The following is a 24,379-nucleotide window of genomic DNA, read 5'->3' on the forward strand; positions in this document are numbered from 1 at the left end:
TAAAAACCAATTTCAACTATTACTTAAGTAGATGTTGAAATTTTAACAATTGCTCTGTCAGTATTATTGGTTCTGTTGCAAAATAATCTGAAAATTTTTGACTCCAACGTTTCGTCTCTCTTGCTTCCCCAAATGCTTCCATTGTTTGATTATATTGTTCGATCAATGTATATGCATATGGATGGTAGCGATCATAATGAACAACAGCCGGCTCAGGCAAACGTGGTTTGACTTTCATCTCAACGGTTGGCTTTCCAAAGCTCAACCCGAATAACGGAAACGTATACTCTGGTAGCTCCAATAATTGGCTGATTTCTTTTCCATTTTTACGGATACTTCCAACCACCACTGAGCCTAATCCTAAACTTTCAGTAGCAATCACAGCATTTTCAAGCGCCAAAGCAGCATCAGTCGTAGCTAAAAGAATCGGCTCAATACTTTCATTGATAGGATATACGCTTTCATGAGCTGTGCTGACCATCTTCGTACGGTGAAGATCTCCGATAAATAGTAAAAAGACAGAGCTTTTTAGCATATGGGGGTTACCAGGATTCCACTTGACTAATTGTTCACGAAGCTTCTTTTCCTGAATAACGATAATACTGTAAAATTGGCCATTCATCCAACTTGGGGCTTGCCGAGCCGCATCTAATATCTCCTGCAGGTCCTCTTTGGTTATAACATGATTCTCGTCAAAATCACGATAACTGCGTCGATTTTTCAATATCTCAATTGTTTTATTCATATTGATTCCCTCCATTTATTCTTATTTTATCATAATGATTTGGAATCAAAAGCTATTTTTTTCGTGACTTCCAGCAATTTTTCTTTAAAAATCAGCAAATTTTTCCCATCAACTCTGGTGAAATTAATCCGAATGCTGTCTTGATTTTCACTAAAGAAGAAACTTGGTGCAATCAGTAAGCCTTCTTGTAAAAAGACTGCCCAATCTTTTGGCCGAAGATTTCCATGTGTCCATTTTGCCCATATATAAAAGCCCCCTTTAGGCATACTTACATCCCATTCGTTCGTTTCATCTAACACATCGAAAACGGCTTTACCTCTTTGTTCTACTGTTTGCTTTAGATGAGCTATTTTGTTGGAAAAATCTTTATCTGTTAAGGCTAAATTAGCCAAAAGTTGTGGAAAAATACTTAATGAAAAATCCATCATCTTTCTCGCTTCTGCTAATTGTTGATTCACTGAAGTCGGAGCACTCAACCAGCCTATTTTGGTTGTTGAGCCAAGGATTTTTGATAGAGAACCAATGTACAAAACATTTTCTGGGTCTAATTTTTTTAATGGGGGGATTTGATCTGTAGAGACAAAATTCAGTTTAGCGAAAACATCATCTTCTAAAATTGGAATTTGATAATTTTGACATAGTTCAACCAATGCTTTTCTGCGTTTCATCGACATCGTCTTTCCAGTCGGATTTTGGAATGATGGGTTGACCATGACCATTTTAACCCGATGTTGACGAATCATTTTTTCAAGAGACTCCAAGTTGATTCCGTCTTGATCCATTTTCACACCATAAAGACGGATCCCAGCTGCTTGAAAAATTGGGAGTGCATAAAGAAATGAAGGGTCTTCGATTGCCACACTATCACCTGATTGCAGCAATACTTGTAAAATTAAAAATAAAGCTTGTTGCGCACCAGACGTGATCAAGAGACTTTCTGGCGGAAGAGAAAAACCATATTCTTTTTTAGTCTCACGGCTGATTGATTGCCTTAGGGGCAGATAACCTAGGTCATCTTGCTGTTCTTCTTCCAAAAAGTGTTTCCATGTTAATGGTGGAAATGAGAAACTTGGAATCAAATCCATTGGCAATTCTCCTGTATATAAATCCAAGACGTGCTCATCCGATTGCTTGATCAGCCTTTCGATTTGTTCAGTAAAGGGATCGACTTTAGCAAAGGCATTTTGTTCTAGATAACGACGCCAGTCTGTTCTTGGTGTTGTGCTGATCCCCCACTTCCCTTCGTTGACGATCGTTCCGCTACCTTGTTTTCTGATGATCCAGCCTAAAGAAACAAGTTCATCTAATGCATGTACAACAGTGGAACGATTGACTTGAAAGTAATTAGCTAATTTTCTTTCTGAAGGTAAACGTTCACCTGGTAAAAGATCGCCATTTTTTATATAGTAGAGAATTAGTTCGATGATACTTACGTATATCGGGACGCCTTTTTCTTTTTTTAGTGACCACATTTTTTTTGCCTCCTTATTTATTTTGTTGAAGAGTGTGATTCTTTTGATTTTTATAGGTATTTATTATAGTCTTATCAGGAGTTCTTACTTGCTAATTGGTTAAACTTAATAAAAGATAAGAGCATGTAACAACTCTTCTTTCAGTCGTCTTGTACTGCTCATCATCGGATCACTTTGTTCTCCGTGATTCAAAACTAATGAGCAACTCTCCTTTCAGTCGTCTTGTACTGCTCATCATCGGATCACTTCGTTCTCCGTGATTCGCAGCAATTGGATGACCTGAAAATAACCCAATTGGCTGTTTTTGTCAACTTATGTTTGTTTTACAATACATATATCAAAATATTTCCGAATAGAGGTTGGACAATGATAAAAAAAGTATTAACCGTTGCTGGTTCTGATTCTAGTGGTGGTGCAGGTATTCAAGCGGATTTAAAAACGTTTGAGGAGTATGGAACATTTGGTTTTTCGGCTTTAACTAGTGTTGTGACTATGGACCCAGATGAAGGCTGGAGTCACACTGTTACTCCGATTGAGCCTGTTTTAGTGGAAAAACAATTAAAAACTATTTTTGCAGGTGGCGCTCTTGACGCTATGAAAACAGGAATGCTTGGAACCATCGAAGCAATCGAAATAACTCGAGCTTATATTGATAATTTTGAAATGAACAATATCGTAATTGATCCCGTAATGGCCTGCAAAGGAACAAGTGAATTGTTGCAACCTGAAAATGTAGCAGCAATGACTCGCTTACTGTTACCTAAAGCGACTATAACAACACCAAACTTAGTGGAAGCAGGAATTTTATCTGGAATGGGGGATTTGACTTCTGTTGAGCAAATGAAAGAAGCAGCAAAAAATATCATTGATTTGGGTCCTAAAAACGTTGTGATCAAAGGCGGTCATCGCTTAAAATCGGATAAAGCGATTGATCTCTTTTATGATGGAACTGATTTTACGATCTTTGAAGAGGAACTATTTGCAACTGATTATAACCACGGAGCAGGCTGTACTTTTGCGGCAGCCGTTACTGCAGGTCTTGCAAAAGACTATTCAGTTGTTGATTCTGTGTCGCTAGCAAAAAAATTCGTAGCCGCAGCAATCAAAAACGGTCAAAAAATCAATCCTTTTCTTGGTCATGTGTGGCATGGAGCTTATAATCATGCGCAAGACCGAATGACAGAAAATTAGGGAGTGACAGAATGAATAAAAAAAACTCAACGACATCCATTGTATTAGTTGGATTATTTGCTGCATTGACGGTTCTTGGAACAATGATTAAAATTCCTATGCCCACTGGGGCTTTTGCTCACTTAGGTAATTCAGTTTTACTGCTGGCAGTACTTTTGATTGGCTACAAAAGAGGTGCTCTAGCTGGGGGGCTAGGTTTTGCAATTTTTGATGTTTTAAATGGTTTTGCTGCTGAAGCTCCTTATTTTATTCTAGAAAGCTTTATTGTTGGCGGTGCAGCAGCATTGACGATCTTATTTTTCCATCAAAATATCGATGCTATTTGGAAAATCATTGTAGTTGCTGCTATAACTGGGATTGCCAAAATCATTATGACTCAAATAAAAAATACTGTAATGGGGCTTCTTGCAGGTGCAGACTTTAACGTATCTTTCGCTAGTGCTTTATCGAAATTACCTGCTACTTTCATTAATGTAGCGACAACCATCGTTATTGTGACACTTGTTTATTTCCCTTTAAAAAAAGCAATGAACATCATCTTTACAAGACAATCATTTTAATTATTTGTATAAAAAAGGCGAGGCAAAACGAAATATCCATTTTGCCTCGCTCTCTTTTTTATTCATTTTTACTAAATATACTTTCCAGGATGCCAAAAGCGATCCCAGCTATTGGAAAGATAATCCAATTTGTACCCCAATTTCCCAATAGAAATCCTTGGTATAAGAAAATTGCAACAATAATTGGCCAATAAATTTTTTCAAACAGTTGAAACCAAACTGGTTTTTTACGGTCACGTTCAGCCTTTGCCCTTGGTCCTAATTTTCCTTCATCTGAAATAAAATAAGTTTGTTCAAGCATTTTAGTGAAACTTCCCATGATCACACCACCAAAAATGAAAAAGAAAACGCCGAAAGAAACAAGAACTAATAAACACGCAATACCGAAAAATTCATAAACCTCTGAATTATATATTTCTGAAAGTACCACTAAAGGAATCACAGATAAAATGCATAATGCTACTCCAATAACTATACAAATAATAAATGAACGTTGAAAGGCTTCTTTTCTCTTTTTAACTTCATTTTTCACTTGAATTGAAATAAATCGATCATTCAGTTTTTTATTAAAATTAGCCATACTAGTACCTGCAATAATAAATAAAGGAACACCGATTGCTGCGCCTAACAAAACAAATAATAACCCGAAGCTTTCACCCAAGGACTCACCATATAAAGTCATAAATCCAAATAATGCCGCAACACCCAATAGGATAACCATCACCCCTAAACCAATTAAAGTAGCTCCTCTTCTACGTACTTTAATAAAATCAATGGTTTCCTCCAAAGAGATGCTATCAAGTTCATACCCTTTTGCATTGATAAAATCTTGTTTTATATTCATTTCTTCTACTAATTCATCAATTGATCCAAACTCTGAAATCACACTTCCGATTGCTTCATTTTCAGATTTCCCTTGTTTTTTTAAATCCTCATATCGATCTTCTGCACTTGCTAGTAGATCCTCTTTCAATTGTTTTGTCTGGCTTGTTTCAGCTATTCCTAAAAATAAACTGTCGATATAATCCTGAATAGTTTTCATTATTTTTCCTCCTTGATAAAGCGCTCAACGACTTTTTTTGTTAGTATCCATTCTGCTATTTTTTCTTCTAAATATTTTTTGCCAGTCATTGTGATTTTATAGTAAGTTCTTTTTTTACCATGTGTGATTTGTCCTGGAAAAGATTCAATAAATCCATTCTTTTCCAAACGGTTAAAGGCAGAATACAATGTCGTTTCCTTAATCGAATAATTATTTTCTGAAATTTCCGTGATTCTTTTAGAAATTGCGTAACCATAAGAATCACCTTCCTGCAATACAGATAAAATAAATGTATCATTATACCCTCTGATTGCATCACTGCCAATCATCGAATCACCTCCAATTACTTCATCTGACGTACTACGTCTGTCGTTGTAATAATCATAACACTATTACTACGACAGGTAAAGTAAAAATAATCAAAAATAAAAAAAAGAAGCGTAAAACACGCTCCTTTTCTAGGTTTGATTATATTGTATCGCCATTAAAAATTGAATTTTTCACAATTACATAATCCACTTTACGAATGGCTTCAAGATCACGACCACCCGCATAAGAAATTGAAGATTGTAAATCTTGCTGCATTTCTGTAAGTGTATCAGCTAAACTGCCTTTATGTTGAATCCAGATTTTCTTACCTTCAACATTTTTCTTTTCACCTTTTTGAAATTCAGAAGCACTACCAAAATATTCTTTATAGACAACGCCATTTTCTACTTTTGTTTCACCTGGAGATTCTTCATGACCTGCAAATAGTGAACCGATCATCACCATAGTTGCGCCAAAACGAACTGATTTTGCGACATCGCCCGGTGTACGAATTCCGCCATCTGCAATAATGGGTTTTCTAGCAGCTTTTGCGCACCAACGTAGTGCCGCTAATTGCCAACCACCAGTTCCAAATCCTGTTTTGATTTTCGTGATACAAACTTTACCGGGACCGATTCCGACTTTTGTCGCATCCGCTCCAGCATTTTCTAATTCTCGAACAGCTTCAGGTGTCCCGACATTTCCAGCGATAACAAAAGTATCAGGTAAATGTTTTTTCAAATGTTGGATCATATTGATCACTGCATTGGAATGACCATGTGCAATATCAATCGTTACATAATCAGGTACCAAATTACGTTCTGCTAATTCTTCTACAAAACCATATTCAGCTTCTTTCACACCAACACTAATAGATGTAATCAAACCTTTAGCGTTCATTTTTTCAATAAATGGAATTCGAGCATTTTCATCAAAGCGGTGCATGATATAAAAATAATCATTTTTCGCCAAAAATTCCGCAATTTCTTCATCAATAATCGTCTGCATGTTAGCAGGTACGACTGGCATTTTAAAAGTATGTTTCCCTAATTTCACTACTGTATCACATTCAGAACGACTGTTCACGATACATTTGTTTGGAATCAACTGGACATCTTCGTAATCAAAAACTTTCATACTATACTGCCTCCTAGTAAGTTCTAATAAAACACGCAAAAACACGAACATTAAACAGAATATAGTTCGCATTTTCGAACACCTATGCTAATTTACACTATTTATATGCAAAAGTCAAAGGTAAATAACGAAAAATATACCAATGTGAAGATCATCGTTCGTGTTTTGAGTGAATAGGCATCTTTCTGCTATTTTATACGGCTTTTATTTCCTTTTGTTCAATTATTGGCTCTTCTATTTTTTCGTTAGGCAATAAGCGATTTAAAAGAATTGCGGCAATCGATGCTGTTGCTACAGATGAGCCAAAAAGATATTGTAAAAATTGTGGCAACGATTGAATAAACTCTTTAGGAATCAACGTTAATGCGAGTGTTAAAATCATTGGGATCGCAATCACATACATGTCTTTTTCACTTATTTCAACATCTTTAATCACTTTAATTCCACTAATTGAAATAATGCCACAAACAATGACAAACACACCGCCAATCACAGGAGCAGGAATCGAAGATATCAACGTTGACAATTTACCTGATAAACCAAAAATGACAAACCAAGCCCCAGCTGCTACGAATACTTTTTTGCTAGCAACACCTGTGATCGAAATGATTCCGGCATTTGTTGAATAACCTGTAACAGGCGTTGTCCCTAATAATGACGAAATAAGACAACCAATCCCCTCACCTATAACGCCTCTATTGATATTTTCATCCGTTAACGGTTCTTCACAGACATTACTGACTGCAAACCAGGTACCTGTTGTTTCAGCCATTAGTACAACATAAATAATGACCATTGTTATGATTGATGATAAATCAAACGAAAGATGGAAATTTACGAATGCTAATTGTGGAACACTGATTAATGATGCATTTCCAACTTGAGATAAATCAAGAACACCCATAAAATGAGCCGCTAAACTGCCAATAACTAAGGCTAAAATAACAGAAGAAATTCTGAAAATCCGACCTTTCCCTGGAAAACGAGATCCGATCATCGCAAACAAAACAAGCGACGCTGCTGCTATTACTGCAAGTAAAATGTTTTGACCTAAATCTCCTGAAGCCATAAAAACATTATCATTCAATGCAACAGGCATTAGTGATAAACCCACAATAAAAATAATCGTGCCACCAACGATGGGGGGGACAAAGGCTTTGATCAAACGATTAAAAATCCCTGTTACGCCTAAAATAATAACTAACACAGCCCCAATCAAACTTGCACCTAATACTGCTCCCCAACCATTACCATTTTGACTATTCGCAAAATAAATACCAGCAACCGCCCCGATCGGGATAAACGATGGACCTTGTGCAACAGGTAGTTTCATGCAAAAATACGATTGAATAATTGTAGCAAGCCCAGCCGCTATAAAGGTCGATTGGATCAACGCTGAAGATTCTTTTGTTGTCAAACCAATAAGTGATGCAATGATAAACGGCACCACATACACATCCATCGCTAAAACATGTTGAATTCCTAAAAGAGCTGATTGTCCGATTGATAAATCATCATTCGGTCCTACTGTTAATTTTGACGTTTTCGCTTGCGCTTCTGCCATTTTATGCTTGCACCTCTACTTCTTTCGTATTTTTGTCGTGAACTTTTTCCCCTTGAATCCAAACTTCATCAATGTTTTCTGGGCGAGACAAATAAAGAATTTTTTGGAAAATAGTCATCAACGGTTCATCTTTCGAAAAAATTGGTAACTTTTTACTATCGACAAGTTGAACATCCCAAGCATAGCCAACTTCTAGTTTTCCTATCGGTAAACTCAATGATTCCCCGCCGCCAGCTGTTGCTAGATAAAAAGCTTCGTTTAAAGTAATACTTGCACCCGAAACACCACGTTTTTCGCTACAACAATCTTTATCGACACCGTCTTCCAACATTCGGGATGACATGACTGCTTGTCTAATATTATCAAATAAACTTGGCGAAAAACCACCAGAAATATCGCTGCCTAACCCCGTTTCTACTTGAAAGTCATTTAACAATCTCGCAATCGGTGTTACAGCATTGCCAAAATACGCATTAGAAATCGGGCAATGTGCAACAGCCGTTCCTTTTTTAGCAAATAAATCCATATCTTCATCTGACAGAAAGCCACAGTGTGCCATAACAGCTTTTTCTGTAAGTAAACCAAAATCATTTAACGCAAAAGCATCGTTTTTACCAAAACGCTCTTGAACAAATGAATGGGCCCAATCGCTTTCACTACAATGAGATTGGATATGAACATCATACTTAGCAGCCAACGCGCCTAAACCTTTTAAAGAATTATCAGTACAGCTTGGAATAAAACGAGGCGTTACAACTGGATAGACGCCTTGAGGTGTTCGCTTGTTTAATTCAAGTACCTCTTGAATAAATAATTCTGTTTCAGCTAGTGCTTCATCCGTTGTAGCATCTCGATAATAATCAGGATTTTGTTCTTGGTCGTCCATTACGACTTTACCAACCAAACCTCTTTGGCCTTTTTCACTGCAGATTTCTGCTAATCTCAAACTAGATTTACGATGAACTGTTGCAAAATACAAAGCTGTTGTTGTTCCATTTTTTATTAGTTGTGAAACTAAGTCTGAATACACTCTTTCCGCAAATTGTTCATCGGAAAATTTGGCTTCTAGTGGAAACGTATACGTATTAAGCCACTCATATAACGGAAGATCAAGCGCTGTTCCAGTTTGCGCCCATTGAGGAGCATGGATATGAAGATCAATAAAACCAGGCAGAATATATTGTCCCTGAGCTAATTCTTGAAATTTATTTTTTTCCGAATATTCTTGAATAATGGTTTTATAGTCTTTTTCTTCAGGAGAAATAATAGCGCTGATCATCCCTGTTTCTGAGATACAAAATAGACAATTTTCGAAAACTTTGACATTTTTTGAATCAATACTTGAAAATGCTGTTCCCTTTACGACAAATTTAAACAAAATAAATGCTCCTCTCATAACGATACAAATAACATTATATATAATAATTCGCATTTATTCTATATTTTTTCTTTAAACATCCTTAAAAAGTATTTCGAAACACCCTAAACACGAACGATTATGCATTTAGAACAAAAAAAGTAAAACAAAACGTACAATGTTTTGTTTTACTTTATAAAATTCGATTTATCATTTAGCTTTTTGTTTTCTTCCTCCAGACGATCGATTTTATCATGAAGCCCAGCAATCGCCTTTTGTAGTTCATCATGCATTTTATCGTGTTTTTTGTGCAATGTCGATAAGCTATGATGGATAAGCGTACCGCTTCCTGCTGCCAAGGAAGCGCCTAAAGCACTCAAGACATTCGTATAATTTCCTAGAATCAACTGGACATTAGCGGATGGCTGTACATTTTTCAATAAAGGAATCCACATTGTTAAAACAGCAAAAACAATTAAATAGAAAAAAAGAAATAGATAAATAAAAATCGAAATTTTACTAGACAATAGTGCTGGAATTTGTTCTAAAAACTGATTAACTTTTTTCATTTTTGGTCGACTCCTTTTCTGACTTCTTCTTTTGATATACTACCTTTATTATGATTGATAGTATATCAAAAGTAAATTATCGATACTTTCACTATTAAATCTATATTTTTGACCTGATCGATAACAATCAGATAAAAGAACAGCACTGCCTTTTGATTCTGAGTAAAATTGAGTTATACTTAGAGAAGAATCATACTTACTAGGAGGCAAATGACTATGCTGAAAATCGAACGAATCCAAACCGGCGTTATCCAAGAAAATTGTTACTTAATTTATAATGAAACGAACCTATTAATCATCGATCCGGGAGCTGAATCGGAAAAAATTGCCGCTTTGATTGAAAAAACGGGTAAAAAACCGATTGCTATTTTACTAACACATACACATTATGATCATATCGGTGCTGTTGAAGAACTCCGCCACCAATACAACATTCCTGTTTATGTTAGTCCATTAGAACAAGAATGGTTATCTAACCCTGTTCTTAACTTATCTGGCTTAGGTCGTCATGACGATATTGCTGATATTATCGTTCAACCTGCTGAAGTAGAATTTGAGCTGACCGATTATGATTTGGGCGGAATGACCTTTTCCGTTGTACCAACACCTGGACATTCGATTGGCAGTGTGAGTTTTGTGTTTGATGACTTTGTTGTCACAGGAGATGCTTTATTCAGAGGAAGTATCGGCAGAACTGATTTACACACAGGCGACATGCAGCAATTGCTTCACAGTATCAACACCTATCTTTTCACGTTACCAGATGAATTTCCAGCTTATCCCGGACACGGCGACGCTACTACAATTGAACACGAAAAGAAAACAAACCCGTTTTTTAACTAAAAATGAGAAGTGGTTATTTAGCTATTAAAGGAGGAAATAGGAGATGAACGAACCAACTACGCTATACATCATCCGTCACGGTAAAACGATGTTCAATACAATCGGCAGAACTCAGGGTTGGTCAGACACACCTTTGACTAAAGATGGAGAAAAAACAATTCATTATTTAGGTCTGGGTTTACGAGATACTGATTTCAAAGAGGCCTACTCTAGTGACAGCGGACGTGCAATGCAGACAGCACGCATCATTTTACAAGAACATCAACATGGTGCAGACATTCCTTATGGTACCGATAGCCGCATCCGCGAATGGTGTTTCGGTTCTTTAGATGGCGGTTATGATGGTGAACTTTGGGGTGTTGTCCCTAGGATTTTAGCTTTTAAAAACTATGAAGACATGATGACCAACAGAATCAGTTATAAAGATTTGGCTGCTGCTATCATCGCTGCGGACACGGCAAATTGGGCAGAACCTTATGAAACAATCCGTGAACGAGTTTGGAGCGGTTTTGAAGATATTGCCCACCATCGAGAAAAAAATGGCGGCGGCAATGTAATGATCGTCTCACACGGGTTGACGATTTCATTTTTAATGTCATTGATCGATAATAGTTTACCCATGCAGATAGGTCTTGAAAATGGTAGTGTGACTAAACTGATCTATGAGAATGGTAAATTTACGATCGACACGGTCAATGATACCCACTATATTGATAATGGACGTGACATTGCATCCACTAACTAAACTTTCAAAAATAAGAGTGTGAGAAAAAACAAGTTTTGTTTTCTCTCACACTCTTATTTCTGCTGATTATTTAATAGACACAATCAACAATGAATATACTTTTTTAATTCAAGTCTTGTTTTACTATTTCAACTGCTTCCTTAGAATCTTGTATTCTCTCTAATGTCTCATTATAGTTTTTGGCTGCATAAGCAAAAAATAAAACATCCACTACATAAAGTTGGGCCGTTAATGAAACAGTCGCAGCACTTCTTAATGGTGCTTCTCCTCCAATGGGCGTCAATAACAAAATAGAACTTTTTTGTGACAACGCTGAGTCAGCATCAGCCGTTAATCCAATCACAGACAAGCCTTTTTCAATAGCAAGATCTGCAAGTGCATTCGTTTCCTGATTTGTACCTGAATGTGAAATCCCAATAAAAATTCCTTTTAGTCTGTTTGTACCAATTGCCGATGCAAACAAATGATGATCCATTGTAAAGAACACACTTAACCCTAAACGAGTAAATTTTTGATAAATATCTTGGGCAACTAATGAAGAGGCACCTAAACCGTAAACAAAGATAATTTCCGCACTTTCCAACTCTTCAACAGACTGATCGATTGCTTGATCTTCCAAATTTTCGTTCGTCCGTTCTAAAACATGAATCAGACGGTGCTGCAGTTTTTCTTTGATTGCAGCTGTTGTTTCGCCATTTTCGACCTCTGTGTACATTTGTGTATCGACATTTCCCAGATTAGCCGAAAGCAATAACTTTAAACCTGTAAAACCACTAACCTTGATTGAGCGGCAAAAACGAATGATTGCTGCTGGACTAGAACCAGATTTCTTAGCAAGTTCTTGGGCACTCATATTAATCACTGCACTCGTATTATTCAAAATGTATTCTGCTACTTTTTGTTCAGAACCTGGCAAATGTTTAAGGTGATCTTGAATCGTTAAAATTATATTTTGCTGCATTGACTACACATCCTTTTTTCTGCCGAAATCAAATGTCTTTAACAAATGTTTCAACAGTCTACTAAGTTATTATAGCGAAAATGAGGCAGAAAAGAAATGTATCTGCTAAATAATGAACTCTTTTTCCTCAAAAAAACTGACTTCAATTAGTTTAGCAATCAAATGCTTCCTACTAAGAAATCAGTTCTTTTAATCATTGTTATCTAAAAATTATTTTTCTTGCATATCTTTTGGAATCCCAAAGAAAAAGGTTGCAACAAAACCACCAGCATACGCTGCCACTAAGCCCAAAACATAAGCCAACCATTGATTGTTAGCAATTAAAGGAATCAAGGCCACACCACTTGGTCCAATTGCAATTGAGCCAACATTACCAAAAGCACCAATCACAGCACCACCGATACCGCCACCAATACATGCTGTAACAAAGGGACGTCCAAGTGGTAACGTTACCCCATAAATCAATGGTTCCCCGATACCTAAAATCCCTACAGGTAATGCCCCTTTGATCATTTCAACAAGTTTCGTATCTTTTTTGCAGCGAATCCATAATGCCAATGCAGCACCAACTTGTCCGGCACCAGCCATTGCAAGAATCGGTAATAATAAGGTCATACCTGTTTGAGTAATCATTTCAATATGGATCGGTGTCAATATTTGATGTAACCCAAACATAACCATCGGCAAGAATGTAACACCTAATGTAAAGCCAGCTAACATACCACCTTTTTCTAATACAACATTGATTACGCCAACAAGACTATTAGAAATAAATCCTGCAACAGGCATGATTAAAAATATTGTGACCAATCCAATCACAAGTAAAGAAATGGTCGGTGTTATGATGATATCAATAGAATCAGGAATCACTTTATGCAACTGTTTTTCTATTAAAGAAAGCAACCAAACTGCAAAAATAACCCCAATTATCCCCCCTTGACCGGCTGATAAAGTACCGCCAGTCAAAATGTTCGGAAGTGGCGCCTCTGGGTTCATTCCAGTTAGCATTGTAACCGCCCCAATTACGCCCCCAAGAGCTGGCGTTGCACCAAATTCACTAGCACTATTGATCCCAGTATATAATGCTAGATAAGCAAAAATCCCGTTTTTAATGATATTCAGAACATCAATATATTGCTGCCAAGAATCACCGATCGTTCCAGCAACTAAAAGGTTTGACATGACTGCTGCAATCCCACCAATGATCCCAGCACCAACAAAGGCTGGAATCAACGGAACAAAAATATTAGAAATCGATTTCAAAATTACTTTAAAACCGGAGTTGTTTTTATTTTTTTCCTTTTGAGCCGCTTTGACTTGCGCTGCTTTTTCTTCAACTAATTGCTTCCCTGAAAGCTCACTTTGTTTTTCGTCTGAGCTAGGAAATGCTTCTCCTAGCTTTACACCAGCCATATCAACCATTTCTTGTGCCACTTTATTAACAGTTCCAGGTCCGATCACAACTTGTAAGGTATCGTCTTCTACGACACCCATTACACCATCTATATTTTTTAGACCTTCTAATTTTACTTTATCATAATCACGAATATCCATACGGACACGCGTCATACAATGCCGTAATTTTAAGACATTACTTTGACCGCCTACTTCTTCATAAATCTCTCTAGCTAAACGTTTGATTTTATCTTCTGCCATGATTTTTTCCTCCTTTAAACTTTTTTAAATTGTATTTTTTATAAAATTATTGCCTTGACTTAATTTTTCTACCGCTTCTTCTTTTGAAGCATTTGTCAGCAACATGACAATAGCTAGTTTTACATTTTCATTCGCTTTTATAAAATAAGTTGCTGCCGTTTCATAATCACAGTTTGTAGCTTCCATAATAATTCGTTTTGATCGCTCAACTAGCTTTTCATTCGTAGGTTTTACATCTACCATCAAATTATTGTATACCTTGCCGATTCCAATCATTGAAATTGTCGATAACATGTTTAAAATCAATTTTTGCGCTGTTCCAGACTTCAATCGAGTTGATCCAGTTAAAAATTCTGGTCCTGCATCTACTTCGATTGGCATCTTAGCATATCGACTGATTTCAGCTTCTTTATTACATGAAATTGACGCAGTAACAGCCCCAATTGAATCAGCGTAAACCAATCCACCGATCACGTAAGGTGTTCGACCGCTTGCAGCAATTCCGATCACAACGTCTTTTTTTGTAAGTGCAACATCTATTAAGTCCTGCTGTCCTAACTCTTTGGAATCTTCTGCTCCTTCAACAGCCACAGTCATCGCTTTTTGACCACCAGCAATCAAACCTTGAACCATACTAGAATCAACTCCAAATGTTGGTACACATTCTGCAGCATCCAGCACACCTAAACGTCCACTTGTTCCAGCCCCCATATAAATCAGTCGGCCGCCATTATTAAAGGATTCAATGATTGATTTTATAACTGGTTCAATTTGAGGAAGCGCTTCTTGTACTGCTAAAGCTACTTTCTGATCTTCTTGATTCATTTTATCTAGTGCTTCTTTTATTGTTAGTTCATCCAAATTCATGGTTTCTTGATTTCTACGTTCCGTGGTTAAATTCTCTAAATTCATTTTATAAAGTTCCCTTCTCTATCAAATTAAAGGCTCTACCTGCTTTTATTAACCTAAGCAAGGAGATATCTTCTGGTATGATTTGTGCTACAACATTGATTTTTTCATTTGCTGGTAAATCGTTTTTTGTTATTTGTATTTCGCCCATGTATCTCCCGTAATCAAGATTATCAAGCGTCACACTGCCAGTTTTTCGTTCTCGTAATACTTCTGATTCAACCGTTGATATTTTTTTAAATCTCGCATCTGCACTACGGATGACATCACGAGCTTCGTCTTGACGGTTTTTGTGTTCTCCTAAAATATGTGAATAGTAACGGCTCCCCAGATCAGAAACTTCAAGCTGAAGAACTTGATTACGGTTGTAGGTTTCAAATTGATGTATCGTTCTTTTTGAAATCTCAGGATCCCCCAGATAAACACCATCTACCTGATAATTCTCGTTCAAATCCAATGCCGCTGAAAAGGGATTATCATAACGATGTTTTTCAAGTGTCGGTAGACCTTCTTGTAGCGGTCCTCTTAATCGCTGGTTTCCTGGAACAAAAGCGAATACCTGAAAACCAGATTGTTTCAGCCAACGATTCTTTTCATTAAAAAATTGATTAGATAAACCCGTTTCGGGCCTCGGATAATAATTATGCCAAGCTTCAAATTTTGTAAAATCTGCGTTAAACGACCGTAACTCTTTCACATCATCGGCTGAAATCGTACTAGCATTCAATCCAATCGTCAAATACTGAGAAGCTTCGGCAATTGCTTGATTTGAAATAGCATAGTCCATACGCAAGCCAGTAACTCCTATAGATAAAATTTCATCTAAGCGCTCAAATGAAAAACCTGCTCTTTTTAACGCTTCACCTGAGATATCCACCATTAGTTTCATATTCGCATTTTGAGCAATTTGACCAAGTTCTTTCAATCTTTGCGCATATAATGTCACATCATCTTCTGGAATATGTAAGGAAGTAAATATTCCCTTAAAACCAATTTCACTCATTTTTTTAATATATAAACGTGTTTCATCAGTCATTTCTTCACTCAAAAAAAGCGAAATTCCATACATTTTAGCCACTCCTTTCTAATCGCATTCATTATAATGCATTTGAAATAATATTTCAACCATATGTTTTTATGTAAATTTTTAATGAAATTTATTTTCAAAAAGAAACAAAAAAAGAGCGGAAAAACATTTTAGTGTTTTTCCACTCTTTTTAAGCTAATCAACGAACAGATTACGCCTTAGCAGTACCAACTTCATCGCCTGCATTGACTTGGCCAGTCCGACTAAGATCGAAGCTTTTTACCGCATCCATATTAGTGATCACAACAACCATATCGATTGCTTTTCCAGAAGATTTAATTGCTTCTAAATCAACATTGGCAATCTGTGTTCCTTGAGCTACTTTAGATCCTTCACTGACTTTTATATCAAAAGGTTCGCCATTAAGCTCCACTGTATCGATACCCATATGAAGTAAAATTTCAAGTCCATTTGCCATTTTCATTCCAACAGCATGTTTCGTTTGGAAAACACTTAGGACAACACCTTCAATTGGTGAATAAATCTCTCCTGATTCTGGAATAACTGCAAAACCGTCTCCCATCATCTTTTGTGAAAAAACAGGATCATTGACTTCACTGATTGGGATCAAGTTTCCTGTAGTCACTGCATATAACGTTTCGTTTAATTGAACGGGTTCTTTCTTTTTCAAAAATCCAAACATTTGTCTTCTCCTCCAATTTTCATGAATAGTAACAGTATAGAAAATTCTTAGAATAATTACAACACTGAATAGCCCTGATTTCAAATTTTTTTCACTTATGAAAAGATAGTTGGTTTTTCTGATACTAAAAGGTATACTATTAATGATTTATTATTTTATGCTGGAAAGGATTGAACCTATGCTTTTATCAAATTTATGGAAAGCAATTATTCTAGGTATTATCGAGGGAGTAACTGAATGGCTTCCAATTAGTAGTACCGGACATTTAATCTTAGTCGATGAATTTATTAAAATGAACCTCAGTAAAGACTTTATGGAAATGTTTAATGTCGTGATTCAACTTGGTGCTATTATGGCTGTAGTCGTTCTTTATTTTCATAAGTTAAACCCTTTCTCACCGCAAAAAAATGAGGTTGAGAAAAAAGATACTTGGATTCTCTGGTCGAAAGTTGTTGTTGCCTGTGCACCAGCTGCAATCATCGGAATTCCGTTAGATGACTGGCTAGAAGCGAAATTCCATAACTTCTTTACAGTTGCGTTGATGTTGATTGTATATGGGATTGCTTTTGTGGTTATTGAAAAAAGAAATCGCGATCGAAAACCAAAGTGTACTGATTTAAGAGACTTTACTTATAAAGCTGCCGCAATTGTCGGTTTCTTCCAAGTATTGTCATTAATTCCAGGTACCTCTCGTTCAGGGGCAACAATTCTTGGGGCAATCATTATTGGGGCATCAAGATTTGTCGCAACAGAATTTTCATTTTTCCTTGGTATCCCTGTTATGTTCGGCGCAAGCTTTTTAAAAATCGTAAAGTTTGTTATGAAGGGAAATTCATTTGGGTTTAGTGAAATATTTATTTTACTGACTGGCTCAATTGTAGCTTTTGTTGTTTCAATTATTGTAATCAAGTTCTTATTAAACTATCTGAAACGAAACGATTTTACTGCTTTTGGCTGGTATCGAATCATACTAGGTGTTTTACTTATCAGTTATTGGCTATTTTCATAATCACTATTAGAACCAATTTGATTGGTTCTTTTTTTATTCTAAAATAACCTAAATTTAATTTTTTACTGATAATGATTATCACTGTCAATTAGAATGAATATTGTAACGAAATAAATTGAAACGCTAATTTTAAAGTAAATATTTAATTGATAATTACTATCATTCTCATTTAGATGTTTCTATTATCAATTAGGTTCCTTATGTGCTATTCTCTTTATGAGGAGTGATAACTATGAAATATTCAGAAGAAAAAAAGGCACTACTATCCACTATTCTCTGCTTATTATTTATGATCGTTGGATTTATTTTAGAAAAATCAGGTACAGCATTTTATCAAATCAGTTTTATATTTGCTATCTTTTTTGGTGGATTCAAACAAACTAAAGAAGGTTTACTCGATACGCTCGAGAATAAACATCTGAATGTCGATTTGCTCATGGCTTTGGCCGCAATCGGAGCATGTATTATTGGTAACTGGTTTGAAGGCGCTATGTTGACCTTTATCTTTTGTCTTAGTGGTGCGTTGGAAGAATACACTACAAATAAAAGTAAAAAAGAAATAGCCAGTTTGATGAATCTACAGCCTGAAACAGCTTTTTTACTTAACAATCTTGGCAAAACAACTGAAGTTGCTGTCACGCAATTACAGATTGGCGATTACTTACTAGTTCCTAAGGGTGCACGTATCCCAATCGATGGTATTTTAACTAAAGGATCTTCGACAATTGACGAAGCGGCGATTACCGGAGAATCTGTTCCAGTTGAAAAAGGAATAGAGGATGATTTATTTGGTGGAACAATTAATTTAGGTGATGCAATCACGATGAGGGTTAGCAAAAATAGTGAAGATACATTATTTGCTAAAATTATCCGACTCGTTAATGAAGCGCAAAGTACACCTTCACAGACAGCTAGCTTTATTGAAAAATTAGAAAATAGCTATGTAAAAATCGTCTTAATTGCAATCCCTATGATGATTTTGATTCCGTATTTATTTTTAGGCTGGTCATGGAATGAAAGTTTTTATAGAGGAATGGTCCTATTAGTTGTTGCCTCACCTTGTGCCTTAGTCGCTTCAGCTACACCGGCAACATTAGCTGCTATTTCTAACGGAGCAAGAAATGGCGTGTTGTTTAAAGGTGGCGTGTATTTGGAAAATCTAGCTTCTCTAAAAGCAATCTCTTTTGACAAAACGGGAACTTTGACGCGCGGCATTCCTGTAGTCACAGATGCTATATTTTTAAAAAATAAACAAGAGGGCCTAAATATACTCTTAGCAATGGAAAGAAACTCAACACATCCTTTAGCTCAAGCGCTCATCGCTCGGTTCGACAATGAAAATACAGCTGTCTATGATCAAATCGAAGTGAAAAATATTATCGGTTTTGGAATGGAAACAACGATTGATTCAACAACTTGGAGAGTTGGTAAAAGTACATTCAATGACCAAACAACTATAAAAGAAGAAATACAAAACAACATTGAGCAACTGCAAAATGCTGGAAAAACAGTGATTTGCCTCTTTCAAGATCAAGAAATTATTGCTTATTTTGGGCTTTTAGATGTTCCAAAACCAGAAGCCAAAAAAGTAATCAGCTATTTTAAACAATCTGGTATTCATACTATGATGATTACAGGTGATCATGACAAAACAGCTAGTGCTGTGGCAACTGAGCTTGAAATAGACGAAATTTACGCCAATTGTTTGCCTGAAGACAAAACTATTTTAATTCAGAAACAAAAAGAGACTTATGGTGTAAATGCGATGGTTGGAGATGGTATCAATGACGCGCCTGCCCTAGCTAATGCAGCAATTGGTGTGGCTATGGGGCAAGGAACAGATATTGCGATGGATGTAGCTGATATGGTATTGATGCAAAATGACTTGGAAAAATTGCAAATGAGTCACCTTCTTTCAAAAAAATTAAAACGAATCGTTACTCAAAACATTGCCTTTTCCGCTGGAGTTATCGTGTTGTTGATCTTATCTAATTTTTTTCAGATCATTAATTTACCGCTTGGTGTTATAGGACATGAAGGAAGTACGATCCTCGTCATCTTAAACGGTCTAAGAATGCTAAAGACGATTCCTAACAAAAAAAATTCCCCTCAAAAATACTCCGCACAAAAAACAGAATTTGTTTGAGTAAAAAAGCAAGTGGCTAACTCTAAGAGTCAGTCACTTGCTTTTTTATGCCCATTCTTCCAAAAATTCTGTTAAAAAGGACTCCAAAAATTTTTGACGTTTTTGACCTAACGTTTTGGCATAATCTGTATTTAAGCTGTCATTAAGCAGAAGGATTTTCTCATAAAAATGATTGATGATCGTACTTTCTTCTCGATACTCCGTTTTTGACTGAAGCGTCCTTGGTTTGATTTTAGGATCATATATTTGATTTCCCTTACGTGCACCATAATAAATCGTTCGTGTAATTCCAATTGCTCCCATAGCGTCCAAACGATCAGCATCTTGTACGATTTGGCCTTCGATCGTGAGTTTTTCTGCCGTTCCATTAAGCTCTTGACTAAAAGAAATATTTTTGATTATATGTATTATTTGCTGGATTTGGATATTGGAAATCTTGATTTCCTGTAAAAATTCTTCTAATTGTTGAAATGCTTGGTCCGAATCCGAAACTAGTTTATCATCAACAGTATCATGAAGATATGCTGCAGCCTTTACAATAAAATAATCACAGGCTTCAGTTTCAGCAATCTTATCCGCTAGACGAACAACTCTATTTATATGATCCATGCCGTGACCAGTTTGATCTTTCTCCATTATTGACTGGCTAAAACGTTTGATTGCTGTCATTTTTTGATTATCCATTTAATCCCTCCAACTCATTATATAGTAATAGGTCAAGATAAATGTTAATCTACCTCAACCTATTATCGTTGTTAACTATTTTTTATTACTAGACCACCTATTACATCCACAACTGATTCACTAGCATTTAACATTTCCTCTAATTGATCGTAGACATTTTTCCAGCGAATCACTTCAATCGGATTTTGCTCATTCGTAAATAAATCTTTTAGAGAATCACTATATAATTTATCAGCTTTCCCCTCAATTTCACTTACTTCATCGATCATTGCATGCAATGTTTTTGAATTCTTAAATTTTGCGAACTCTTTCGTTGCAGTTAAAACACCTGCCGTAGCCTCTACACCGTATGTAATAAATACCATGGCATTATCATTCAACTCTTTTACAACTAAACTGCTTAGTAAATAAGCAATACTGTTGATCGTGTCAAGTACGTCATCTAAACACTGCGTAATTTCGACAATATCTTCTCGATCAATAGGGGTGATAAATGAAATATATAATTCACTCATGATTTTTTGAACGATTTGATCCCCTTCACGTTCCAATACATGAATTTTTTCTGCTTCGTTTTCCAATAGTTCTAGTGAATAATCGAGTGCGATCATTTCTAAAAGTTCTGCTGCTTGATGCGCATTTTTTGCTAAATGCTCCAGCTCACCAAAATAGTCAAATTGCTTTTTTCTAGCCATTTTATTCTCTCCTTAAAATAGTGCTATAAATAATTTTGCCATAACAAAGGCAATGATCCCACAACCTGGAAACGTCAAGATCCAAGCAATCAGCATTTCTTTTACAATTCGCCAATCAACACTAGATACACGTTTTGAAGCGCCTACACCCATGATCGCAGTTGTTTTCGTGTGCGTAGTAGAAACCGGAATACCAAAAATAGAAGCCGCAAACAAACAAACCGCTGTACTTAAATCAGCCGCAAAGCCTTGATATCGTTCTAATTTCACCATATCCATCCCAACTGATTTAATAATTCTCATACCACCTACCGATGTACCAAAGCCCATCGTGACGGAACAAAGAACCATGACCCAAATCGGGATAATAAAACCTGAACCAGATTTTTCCGCCAGATTATTATAATAAAGACCTAACATAAACACACCCATGAATTTTTGCCCATCTTGAGCGCCGTGTAAAAAGGCATTTGCAGCAGCACCAAATGCTTGTCCATATGTGAAGACTTTATTTGCTGTTCTTCTAGCTACGTCTTTGAAAAGGATTACAATTAGCTTTGTGACAAGAAAACCACCACCAAAACCCATAACTGTGGAAACCACTAAACCTATGAGCACTTTCGCCCATTCAGAACCATTTACTGCACCAATCCCACCTAAAGCCATTGCTGAACCAGTTAAACCCGCAATCAGCGCATGACTCTCACTCGTTGGAATACCAAAATACCACGCTGCAACAGACCACACGACAATCGAAAATAAAGAGGCTGCTAAAGCGACCTGGGATGCATTTCCTTGTGCATCAAAACTAACAATGTTACTGATCGTTTCAGCTACCTGTGCATTAAAATACGTCATCACCAACGCACCCAAAAAATTCATTACAACAGCCATCCAAATCGCAACATTCGGTTTTAAAACACGAGTCGAGACAGCGGTTGCAATTGCGTTTGGTGCATCTGTCCAACCATTGACAAAAATAACGCCCATCACAAGAGTAACCGTTACAATTAGAGCAATATTCACATTGACACCACCATTTCATTTTTCCCCTGTTATGATAGCATATTTTTTATAAAAAGTATCGATTTTTTCCTAGCAAACTTTAATTCAAAATGATTTTCACATGATGAAATCACTATTTTTACTGTTAAGGAAAAAAACTTGTCATCTTTTATTGCAATGCCTCTTTGGATTAGGTATAATGATTAGTGTTGAATTACATATGGATTTTCCTGTGTAAGACCTTAATTTATCGGAGGTGAAAGAAATGCCAAATATTGAATCTGCAATTAAACGTGTACGTACTAACGCTAATAAGAATGCTCAAAATTCATCTCAAAAAAATGCAATGCGTACAGCTATCAAGAAATTTGAAGATGCTGTAGCTGCTGGCGCTGACAATGTTGATGCGTTATATACAGAAGCTATTAAAGCTGTTGATATGGCTGAAACAAAAGGATTAATCCATAAAAACAAAGCAGGCCGTGATAAATCACGTCTAAGCAAAAAAGTAGCAAAATAATGATTTTGTAGAAGCTAACCTCGTGTTAGCTTCTTTTTTATTATAAAAAATACGGGATAAATCGAACCGATTTCAATCCCGTATCCCATTCAAGTTAGTTGAATCTCAATACCTTTACAATCAATTTGAATCCAATATTCAGCAATCTTACCACTTTCAACTAAATAAACAGCGCTAGCGATTTGGATGATCGTGTTAGCTTCATTTGTCTTTCCAGCCTGTTTAAAACGGACATAGACCTTCTTGTCCTCTACCAACATTTCTTGAATTTCTAATTCAAATTATCCATATAAATCCTGCATTTCTTCCACATCTTCAAAATAATTTTGCGGTGATCCCGCTATTGTATATTCATTTTCAGACTAAGCTTGATGCGCAATCATACTTTTATGCATAAAATCATGCGCCGCCTCAAGTTTTTTCCAGAACGAATGCTATTAAAAAAGCTTCAACTATACTTTTTGGATTATTCACAGGAATTTATCTTAATTTTTATCTATTCACTTGACCAGATAGTTTAAGGATAAACAATTCAAAAAGTAGCTCTTTATCCATCATACCCGTTTTCATTTTAAAATCATTCTCTACTAGTTCATCATAAATTGCTTCCAAGCGGTCCAACTCAAATCGGCGAACTTGCTGCAATGCTAGTTTTACACGATAAGGATGAATTTTCAACGTTTCAGCAATATTCGCTTGTTGATACCCCAATTTTGCTAAGATTTTTGTTTGTAAAAATAAGCGAATTTGATTCAGCAAAATCGCATTCAGTTTAATAGTTTCTTCGCCTTGAAGTAATAGATCTTCATATAACTGAATTGCTTTTTCCCCGTTACCGGATAACACATCATTAGTCAAATCAAATACATTATGTTCTAAGGATTTCGGTACAAGTTCTTTAACCGCATTTAGTGAAATTATTTTGCTATCAGAAGAATATAAAAACAATTTCTGTAGTTCCCCCATTACTTTTGATAAGTTCAAATCCGTTAACTGCAACAATAAATCAAATGCCTCTGGGCGAATCTCATAACCTTCACTTTGGATCGTCTGTTCCACATATTGCCTTACTTCACGTTCTCCCATTGGATTAACATCAATGACTTCAGCTTGTTTTTTTATTGCTTTCGTAACTTTTTTTCGTTCATCTAATTTTTCAACATTTGCACTAAATACTAAAATAGTCGTAGGTGAAGGTTGTTCTAGATAGTTTAGCAAACTATCTATATCATGATCCAATCCATTCGTTTTTCTTTCTGCGGTTAAAAAATAAGGATTTTCGATAAAAACTAATCGATAATCACCAAAAAAAGGTATCGTTTCAGCCTCTTCCAGTGCTACAGAAAGTGGTACTTCTTCCATATCAAATGAAGAATAATTAAATTGGTCGTCTTCCGTTTTGATCAATTGGTTCATCAATTCCGTTTTAAATAATTCACTTAAATACCCTTCTGTTCCCTGAATTAAATAAACAGAAGCAAAATGCTGTTGTCTCACTTGTTTTAATGCCTCTTGTAAGTTCATACATTC

The 24,379-nt window shown here is 36.1% G+C and carries 25 protein-coding genes; 7 read left to right on the forward strand and 18 right to left on the reverse strand.

The annotated features are described in order from the left end of the window. Positions 1–19: 19 nt before the first annotated feature. Together BCR21_RS02065 and BCR21_RS02070 are read right to left on the reverse strand one after the other, a co-directional pair. Positions 20–745 (reverse strand): nitroreductase family protein, encoded by a 726-nt coding sequence (locus tag BCR21_RS02065; protein ID WP_069644859.1) that lies wholly within the window; start codon positions 743–745, stop codon positions 20–22. A gap of 29 nt (positions 746–774) precedes the next feature. Next, positions 775–2,217, reverse strand: a complete 1,443-nt coding sequence (locus BCR21_RS02070) for an aminotransferase-like domain-containing protein (RefSeq protein WP_069644860.1) — start codon at positions 2,215–2,217, stop codon at positions 775–777. Between the two features lie 366 nt (positions 2,218–2,583). Here BCR21_RS02070 and thiD point away from each other — a divergent pair, with 366 nt between their 5' ends. Both thiD and BCR21_RS02080 read left to right on the forward strand, forming a co-directional pair. Continuing rightward, positions 2,584–3,408, forward strand: coding sequence for a bifunctional hydroxymethylpyrimidine kinase/phosphomethylpyrimidine kinase (gene thiD, locus BCR21_RS02075; RefSeq protein WP_069644861.1), 825 nt, complete (start codon positions 2,584–2,586; stop codon positions 3,406–3,408). A gap of 11 nt (positions 3,409–3,419) precedes the next feature. Beyond that, positions 3,420–3,968 carry an ECF transporter S component gene (locus BCR21_RS02080; RefSeq protein ID WP_069644862.1) on the forward strand — a complete coding sequence of 183 codons (549 nt, stop codon included), beginning with the start codon at positions 3,420–3,422 and terminating at the stop codon, positions 3,966–3,968. A 58-nt stretch (positions 3,969–4,026) separates the two neighbouring features. Here BCR21_RS02080 and BCR21_RS02085 read toward each other — a convergent pair whose 3' ends face one another. From BCR21_RS02085 to BCR21_RS02110, 6 genes are all read right to left on the reverse strand, one after another. Beyond that, positions 4,027–5,010, reverse strand: a complete 984-nt coding sequence (locus tag BCR21_RS02085; RefSeq protein WP_069644863.1) for a permease prefix domain 1-containing protein — start codon at positions 5,008–5,010, stop codon at positions 4,027–4,029. Beyond that, positions 5,010–5,339, reverse strand: a complete 330-nt coding sequence (locus BCR21_RS02090) for a PadR family transcriptional regulator (RefSeq protein ID WP_069644864.1) — start codon at positions 5,337–5,339, stop codon at positions 5,010–5,012. The genes BCR21_RS02085 and BCR21_RS02090 overlap by 1 nt, the downstream gene beginning before the upstream one ends. A 139-nt stretch (positions 5,340–5,478) precedes the next feature. Next, positions 5,479–6,456 carry a GMP reductase gene (guaC, locus tag BCR21_RS02095; protein WP_069644865.1) on the reverse strand — a complete coding sequence of 326 codons (978 nt, stop codon included), beginning with the start codon at positions 6,454–6,456 and terminating at the stop codon, positions 5,479–5,481. A 193-nt stretch (positions 6,457–6,649) separates the two neighbouring features. Then, a complete protein-coding gene (locus tag BCR21_RS02100; protein ID WP_069644866.1) occupies positions 6,650–8,020 on the reverse strand; it encodes a uracil-xanthine permease family protein in 1,371 nt (456 codons plus the stop codon). Between the two features lies 1 nt (position 8,021). Continuing rightward, on the reverse strand, positions 8,022–9,398 hold the full coding sequence (gene guaD / locus BCR21_RS02105; RefSeq protein WP_069644867.1) for a guanine deaminase: 1,377 nt from the start codon (positions 9,396–9,398) through the stop codon (positions 8,022–8,024). Between the two features lie 167 nt (positions 9,399–9,565). Then, the gene (locus BCR21_RS02110) at positions 9,566–9,946 is read right to left on the reverse strand and encodes a hypothetical protein (RefSeq protein ID WP_069644868.1); all 381 of its coding nucleotides are present in this window, start codon (positions 9,944–9,946) and stop codon (positions 9,566–9,568) included. 216 nt (positions 9,947–10,162) lie between these two features. On the opposite strand from BCR21_RS02110, the gene BCR21_RS02115 reads away from it, so the two are divergent. Then, positions 10,163–10,789, forward strand: a complete 627-nt coding sequence (locus tag BCR21_RS02115; RefSeq protein WP_069644869.1) for an MBL fold metallo-hydrolase — start codon at positions 10,163–10,165, stop codon at positions 10,787–10,789. 43 nt (positions 10,790–10,832) lie between these two features. Further along, on the forward strand, positions 10,833–11,534 hold the full coding sequence (locus tag BCR21_RS02120; RefSeq protein WP_069644870.1) for a histidine phosphatase family protein: 702 nt from the start codon (positions 10,833–10,835) through the stop codon (positions 11,532–11,534). 103 nt (positions 11,535–11,637) lie between these two features. Here the strand turns inward: BCR21_RS02120 and BCR21_RS02125 are convergent, their stop codons facing one another. The 5 genes from BCR21_RS02125 to BCR21_RS02145 all read right to left on the reverse strand — a co-directional run bounded on the left by BCR21_RS02125 (position 11,638) and on the right by BCR21_RS02145 (position 16,790). Further along, a complete protein-coding gene (locus BCR21_RS02125; protein WP_069644871.1) occupies positions 11,638–12,495 on the reverse strand; it encodes a MurR/RpiR family transcriptional regulator in 858 nt (285 codons plus the stop codon). Positions 12,496–12,705: 210 nt separating this feature from the next. After that, positions 12,706–14,151, reverse strand: coding sequence for a PTS transporter subunit EIIC (locus tag BCR21_RS02130; protein WP_069644872.1), 1,446 nt, complete (start codon positions 14,149–14,151; stop codon positions 12,706–12,708). Positions 14,152–14,175: 24 nt separating this feature from the next. After that, complete coding sequence (gene murQ, locus BCR21_RS02135; protein ID WP_069644873.1) at positions 14,176–15,063, reverse strand: N-acetylmuramic acid 6-phosphate etherase; 888 nt, start codon at positions 15,061–15,063, stop codon at positions 14,176–14,178. Between the two features lies 1 nt (position 15,064). After that, complete coding sequence (locus tag BCR21_RS02140; protein WP_069644874.1) at positions 15,065–16,129, reverse strand: DUF871 domain-containing protein; 1,065 nt, start codon at positions 16,127–16,129, stop codon at positions 15,065–15,067. Positions 16,130–16,298: 169 nt separating this feature from the next. Then, on the reverse strand, positions 16,299–16,790 hold the full coding sequence (locus tag BCR21_RS02145; RefSeq protein ID WP_069644875.1) for a PTS sugar transporter subunit IIA: 492 nt from the start codon (positions 16,788–16,790) through the stop codon (positions 16,299–16,301). A gap of 178 nt (positions 16,791–16,968) precedes the next feature. On the opposite strand from BCR21_RS02145, the gene BCR21_RS02150 reads away from it, so the two are divergent. Next, positions 16,969–17,799 (forward strand): undecaprenyl-diphosphate phosphatase, encoded by an 831-nt coding sequence (locus BCR21_RS02150; RefSeq protein ID WP_069645540.1) that lies wholly within the window; start codon positions 16,969–16,971, stop codon positions 17,797–17,799. 232 nt (positions 17,800–18,031) lie between these two features. After that, entirely contained in the window at positions 18,032–19,945 is a 1,914-nt protein-coding gene (locus BCR21_RS02155; RefSeq protein WP_069644876.1) for a heavy metal translocating P-type ATPase, read from the forward strand. A gap of 45 nt (positions 19,946–19,990) precedes the next feature. Here BCR21_RS02155 and BCR21_RS02160 read toward each other — a convergent pair whose 3' ends face one another. The 3 genes from BCR21_RS02160 to BCR21_RS02170 form a co-directional block, all read right to left on the reverse strand. Further along, a complete protein-coding gene (locus tag BCR21_RS02160) occupies positions 19,991–20,629 on the reverse strand; it encodes an HD domain-containing protein (protein WP_069644877.1) in 639 nt (212 codons plus the stop codon). A gap of 71 nt (positions 20,630–20,700) precedes the next feature. Beyond that, positions 20,701–21,324, reverse strand: coding sequence for a DUF47 domain-containing protein (locus tag BCR21_RS02165; RefSeq protein ID WP_069644878.1), 624 nt, complete (start codon positions 21,322–21,324; stop codon positions 20,701–20,703). Between the two features lie 12 nt (positions 21,325–21,336). After that, entirely contained in the window at positions 21,337–22,314 is a 978-nt protein-coding gene (locus BCR21_RS02170) for an inorganic phosphate transporter (RefSeq protein ID WP_139125598.1), read from the reverse strand. 280 nt (positions 22,315–22,594) lie between these two features. Here BCR21_RS02170 and rpsT point away from each other — a divergent pair, with 280 nt between their 5' ends. Continuing rightward, positions 22,595–22,849 carry a 30S ribosomal protein S20 gene (gene rpsT, locus BCR21_RS02175; protein ID WP_025868771.1) on the forward strand — a complete coding sequence of 85 codons (255 nt, stop codon included), beginning with the start codon at positions 22,595–22,597 and terminating at the stop codon, positions 22,847–22,849. 89 nt (positions 22,850–22,938) lie between these two features. On the opposite strand, the gene BCR21_RS17060 is transcribed toward rpsT, so the two are convergent. Beyond that, positions 22,939–23,109, reverse strand: coding sequence for a nuclear transport factor 2 family protein (locus BCR21_RS17060; protein ID WP_205684819.1), 171 nt, complete (start codon positions 23,107–23,109; stop codon positions 22,939–22,941). Positions 23,110–23,341: 232 nt separating this feature from the next. Continuing rightward, positions 23,342–24,373, reverse strand: a complete 1,032-nt coding sequence (holA, locus tag BCR21_RS02185) for a DNA polymerase III subunit delta (protein ID WP_069644880.1) — start codon at positions 24,371–24,373, stop codon at positions 23,342–23,344. Between the last annotated feature and the right edge of the window lie 6 nt (positions 24,374–24,379).

This window comes from Enterococcus ureasiticus, assembly GCF_001730285.1.
Classification (GTDB): Bacteria; Bacillota; Bacilli; order Lactobacillales; family Enterococcaceae; genus Enterococcus_L; species Enterococcus_L ureasiticus.

Bases quoted from the DNA above. Each gene is read 5' to 3' on its own strand.
- BCR21_RS02065 (WP_069644859.1), bottom strand. From the start codon at position 745: ATGAATAAAACAATTGAGATATTGAAAAATCGACGCAGTTATCGTGAT.
- BCR21_RS02070 (WP_069644860.1), bottom strand. From the start codon at position 2,217: ATGTGGTCACTAAAAAAAGAAAAAGGCGTCCCGATATACGTAAGTATC.
- thiD (WP_069644861.1), top strand. From the start codon at position 2,584: ATGATAAAAAAAGTATTAACCGTTGCTGGTTCTGATTCTAGTGGTGGT.
- BCR21_RS02080 (WP_069644862.1), top strand. From the start codon at position 3,420: ATGAATAAAAAAAACTCAACGACATCCATTGTATTAGTTGGATTATTT.
- BCR21_RS02085 (WP_069644863.1), bottom strand. From the start codon at position 5,010: ATGAAAACTATTCAGGATTATATCGACAGTTTATTTTTAGGAATAGCT.
- BCR21_RS02090 (WP_069644864.1), bottom strand. From the start codon at position 5,339: ATGATTGGCAGTGATGCAATCAGAGGGTATAATGATACATTTATTTTA.
- guaC (WP_069644865.1), bottom strand. From the start codon at position 6,456: ATGAAAGTTTTTGATTACGAAGATGTCCAGTTGATTCCAAACAAATGT.
- BCR21_RS02100 (WP_069644866.1), bottom strand. From the start codon at position 8,020: ATGGCAGAAGCGCAAGCGAAAACGTCAAAATTAACAGTAGGACCGAAT.
- BCR21_RS02110 (WP_069644868.1), bottom strand. From the start codon at position 9,946: ATGAAAAAAGTTAATCAGTTTTTAGAACAAATTCCAGCACTATTGTCT.
- BCR21_RS02115 (WP_069644869.1), top strand. From the start codon at position 10,163: ATGCTGAAAATCGAACGAATCCAAACCGGCGTTATCCAAGAAAATTGT.
- BCR21_RS02120 (WP_069644870.1), top strand. From the start codon at position 10,833: ATGAACGAACCAACTACGCTATACATCATCCGTCACGGTAAAACGATG.
- BCR21_RS02125 (WP_069644871.1), bottom strand. From the start codon at position 12,495: ATGCAGCAAAATATAATTTTAACGATTCAAGATCACCTTAAACATTTG.
- BCR21_RS02130 (WP_069644872.1), bottom strand. From the start codon at position 14,151: ATGGCAGAAGATAAAATCAAACGTTTAGCTAGAGAGATTTATGAAGAA.
- murQ (WP_069644873.1), bottom strand. From the start codon at position 15,063: ATGAATTTAGAGAATTTAACCACGGAACGTAGAAATCAAGAAACCATG.
- BCR21_RS02140 (WP_069644874.1), bottom strand. From the start codon at position 16,129: ATGTATGGAATTTCGCTTTTTTTGAGTGAAGAAATGACTGATGAAACA.
- BCR21_RS02145 (WP_069644875.1), bottom strand. From the start codon at position 16,790: ATGTTTGGATTTTTGAAAAAGAAAGAACCCGTTCAATTAAACGAAACG.
- BCR21_RS02150 (WP_069645540.1), top strand. From the start codon at position 16,969: ATGCTTTTATCAAATTTATGGAAAGCAATTATTCTAGGTATTATCGAG.
- BCR21_RS02155 (WP_069644876.1), top strand. From the start codon at position 18,032: ATGAAATATTCAGAAGAAAAAAAGGCACTACTATCCACTATTCTCTGC.
- BCR21_RS02160 (WP_069644877.1), bottom strand. From the start codon at position 20,629: ATGGATAATCAAAAAATGACAGCAATCAAACGTTTTAGCCAGTCAATA.
- BCR21_RS02165 (WP_069644878.1), bottom strand. From the start codon at position 21,324: ATGGCTAGAAAAAAGCAATTTGACTATTTTGGTGAGCTGGAGCATTTA.
- BCR21_RS02170 (WP_139125598.1), bottom strand. From the start codon at position 22,314: ATGGGCGTTATTTTTGTCAATGGTTGGACAGATGCACCAAACGCAATT.
- rpsT (WP_025868771.1), top strand. From the start codon at position 22,595: ATGCCAAATATTGAATCTGCAATTAAACGTGTACGTACTAACGCTAAT.
- BCR21_RS17060 (WP_205684819.1), bottom strand. From the start codon at position 23,109: ATGTTGGTAGAGGACAAGAAGGTCTATGTCCGTTTTAAACAGGCTGGA.
- holA (WP_069644880.1), bottom strand. From the start codon at position 24,373: ATGAACTTACAAGAGGCATTAAAACAAGTGAGACAACAGCATTTTGCT.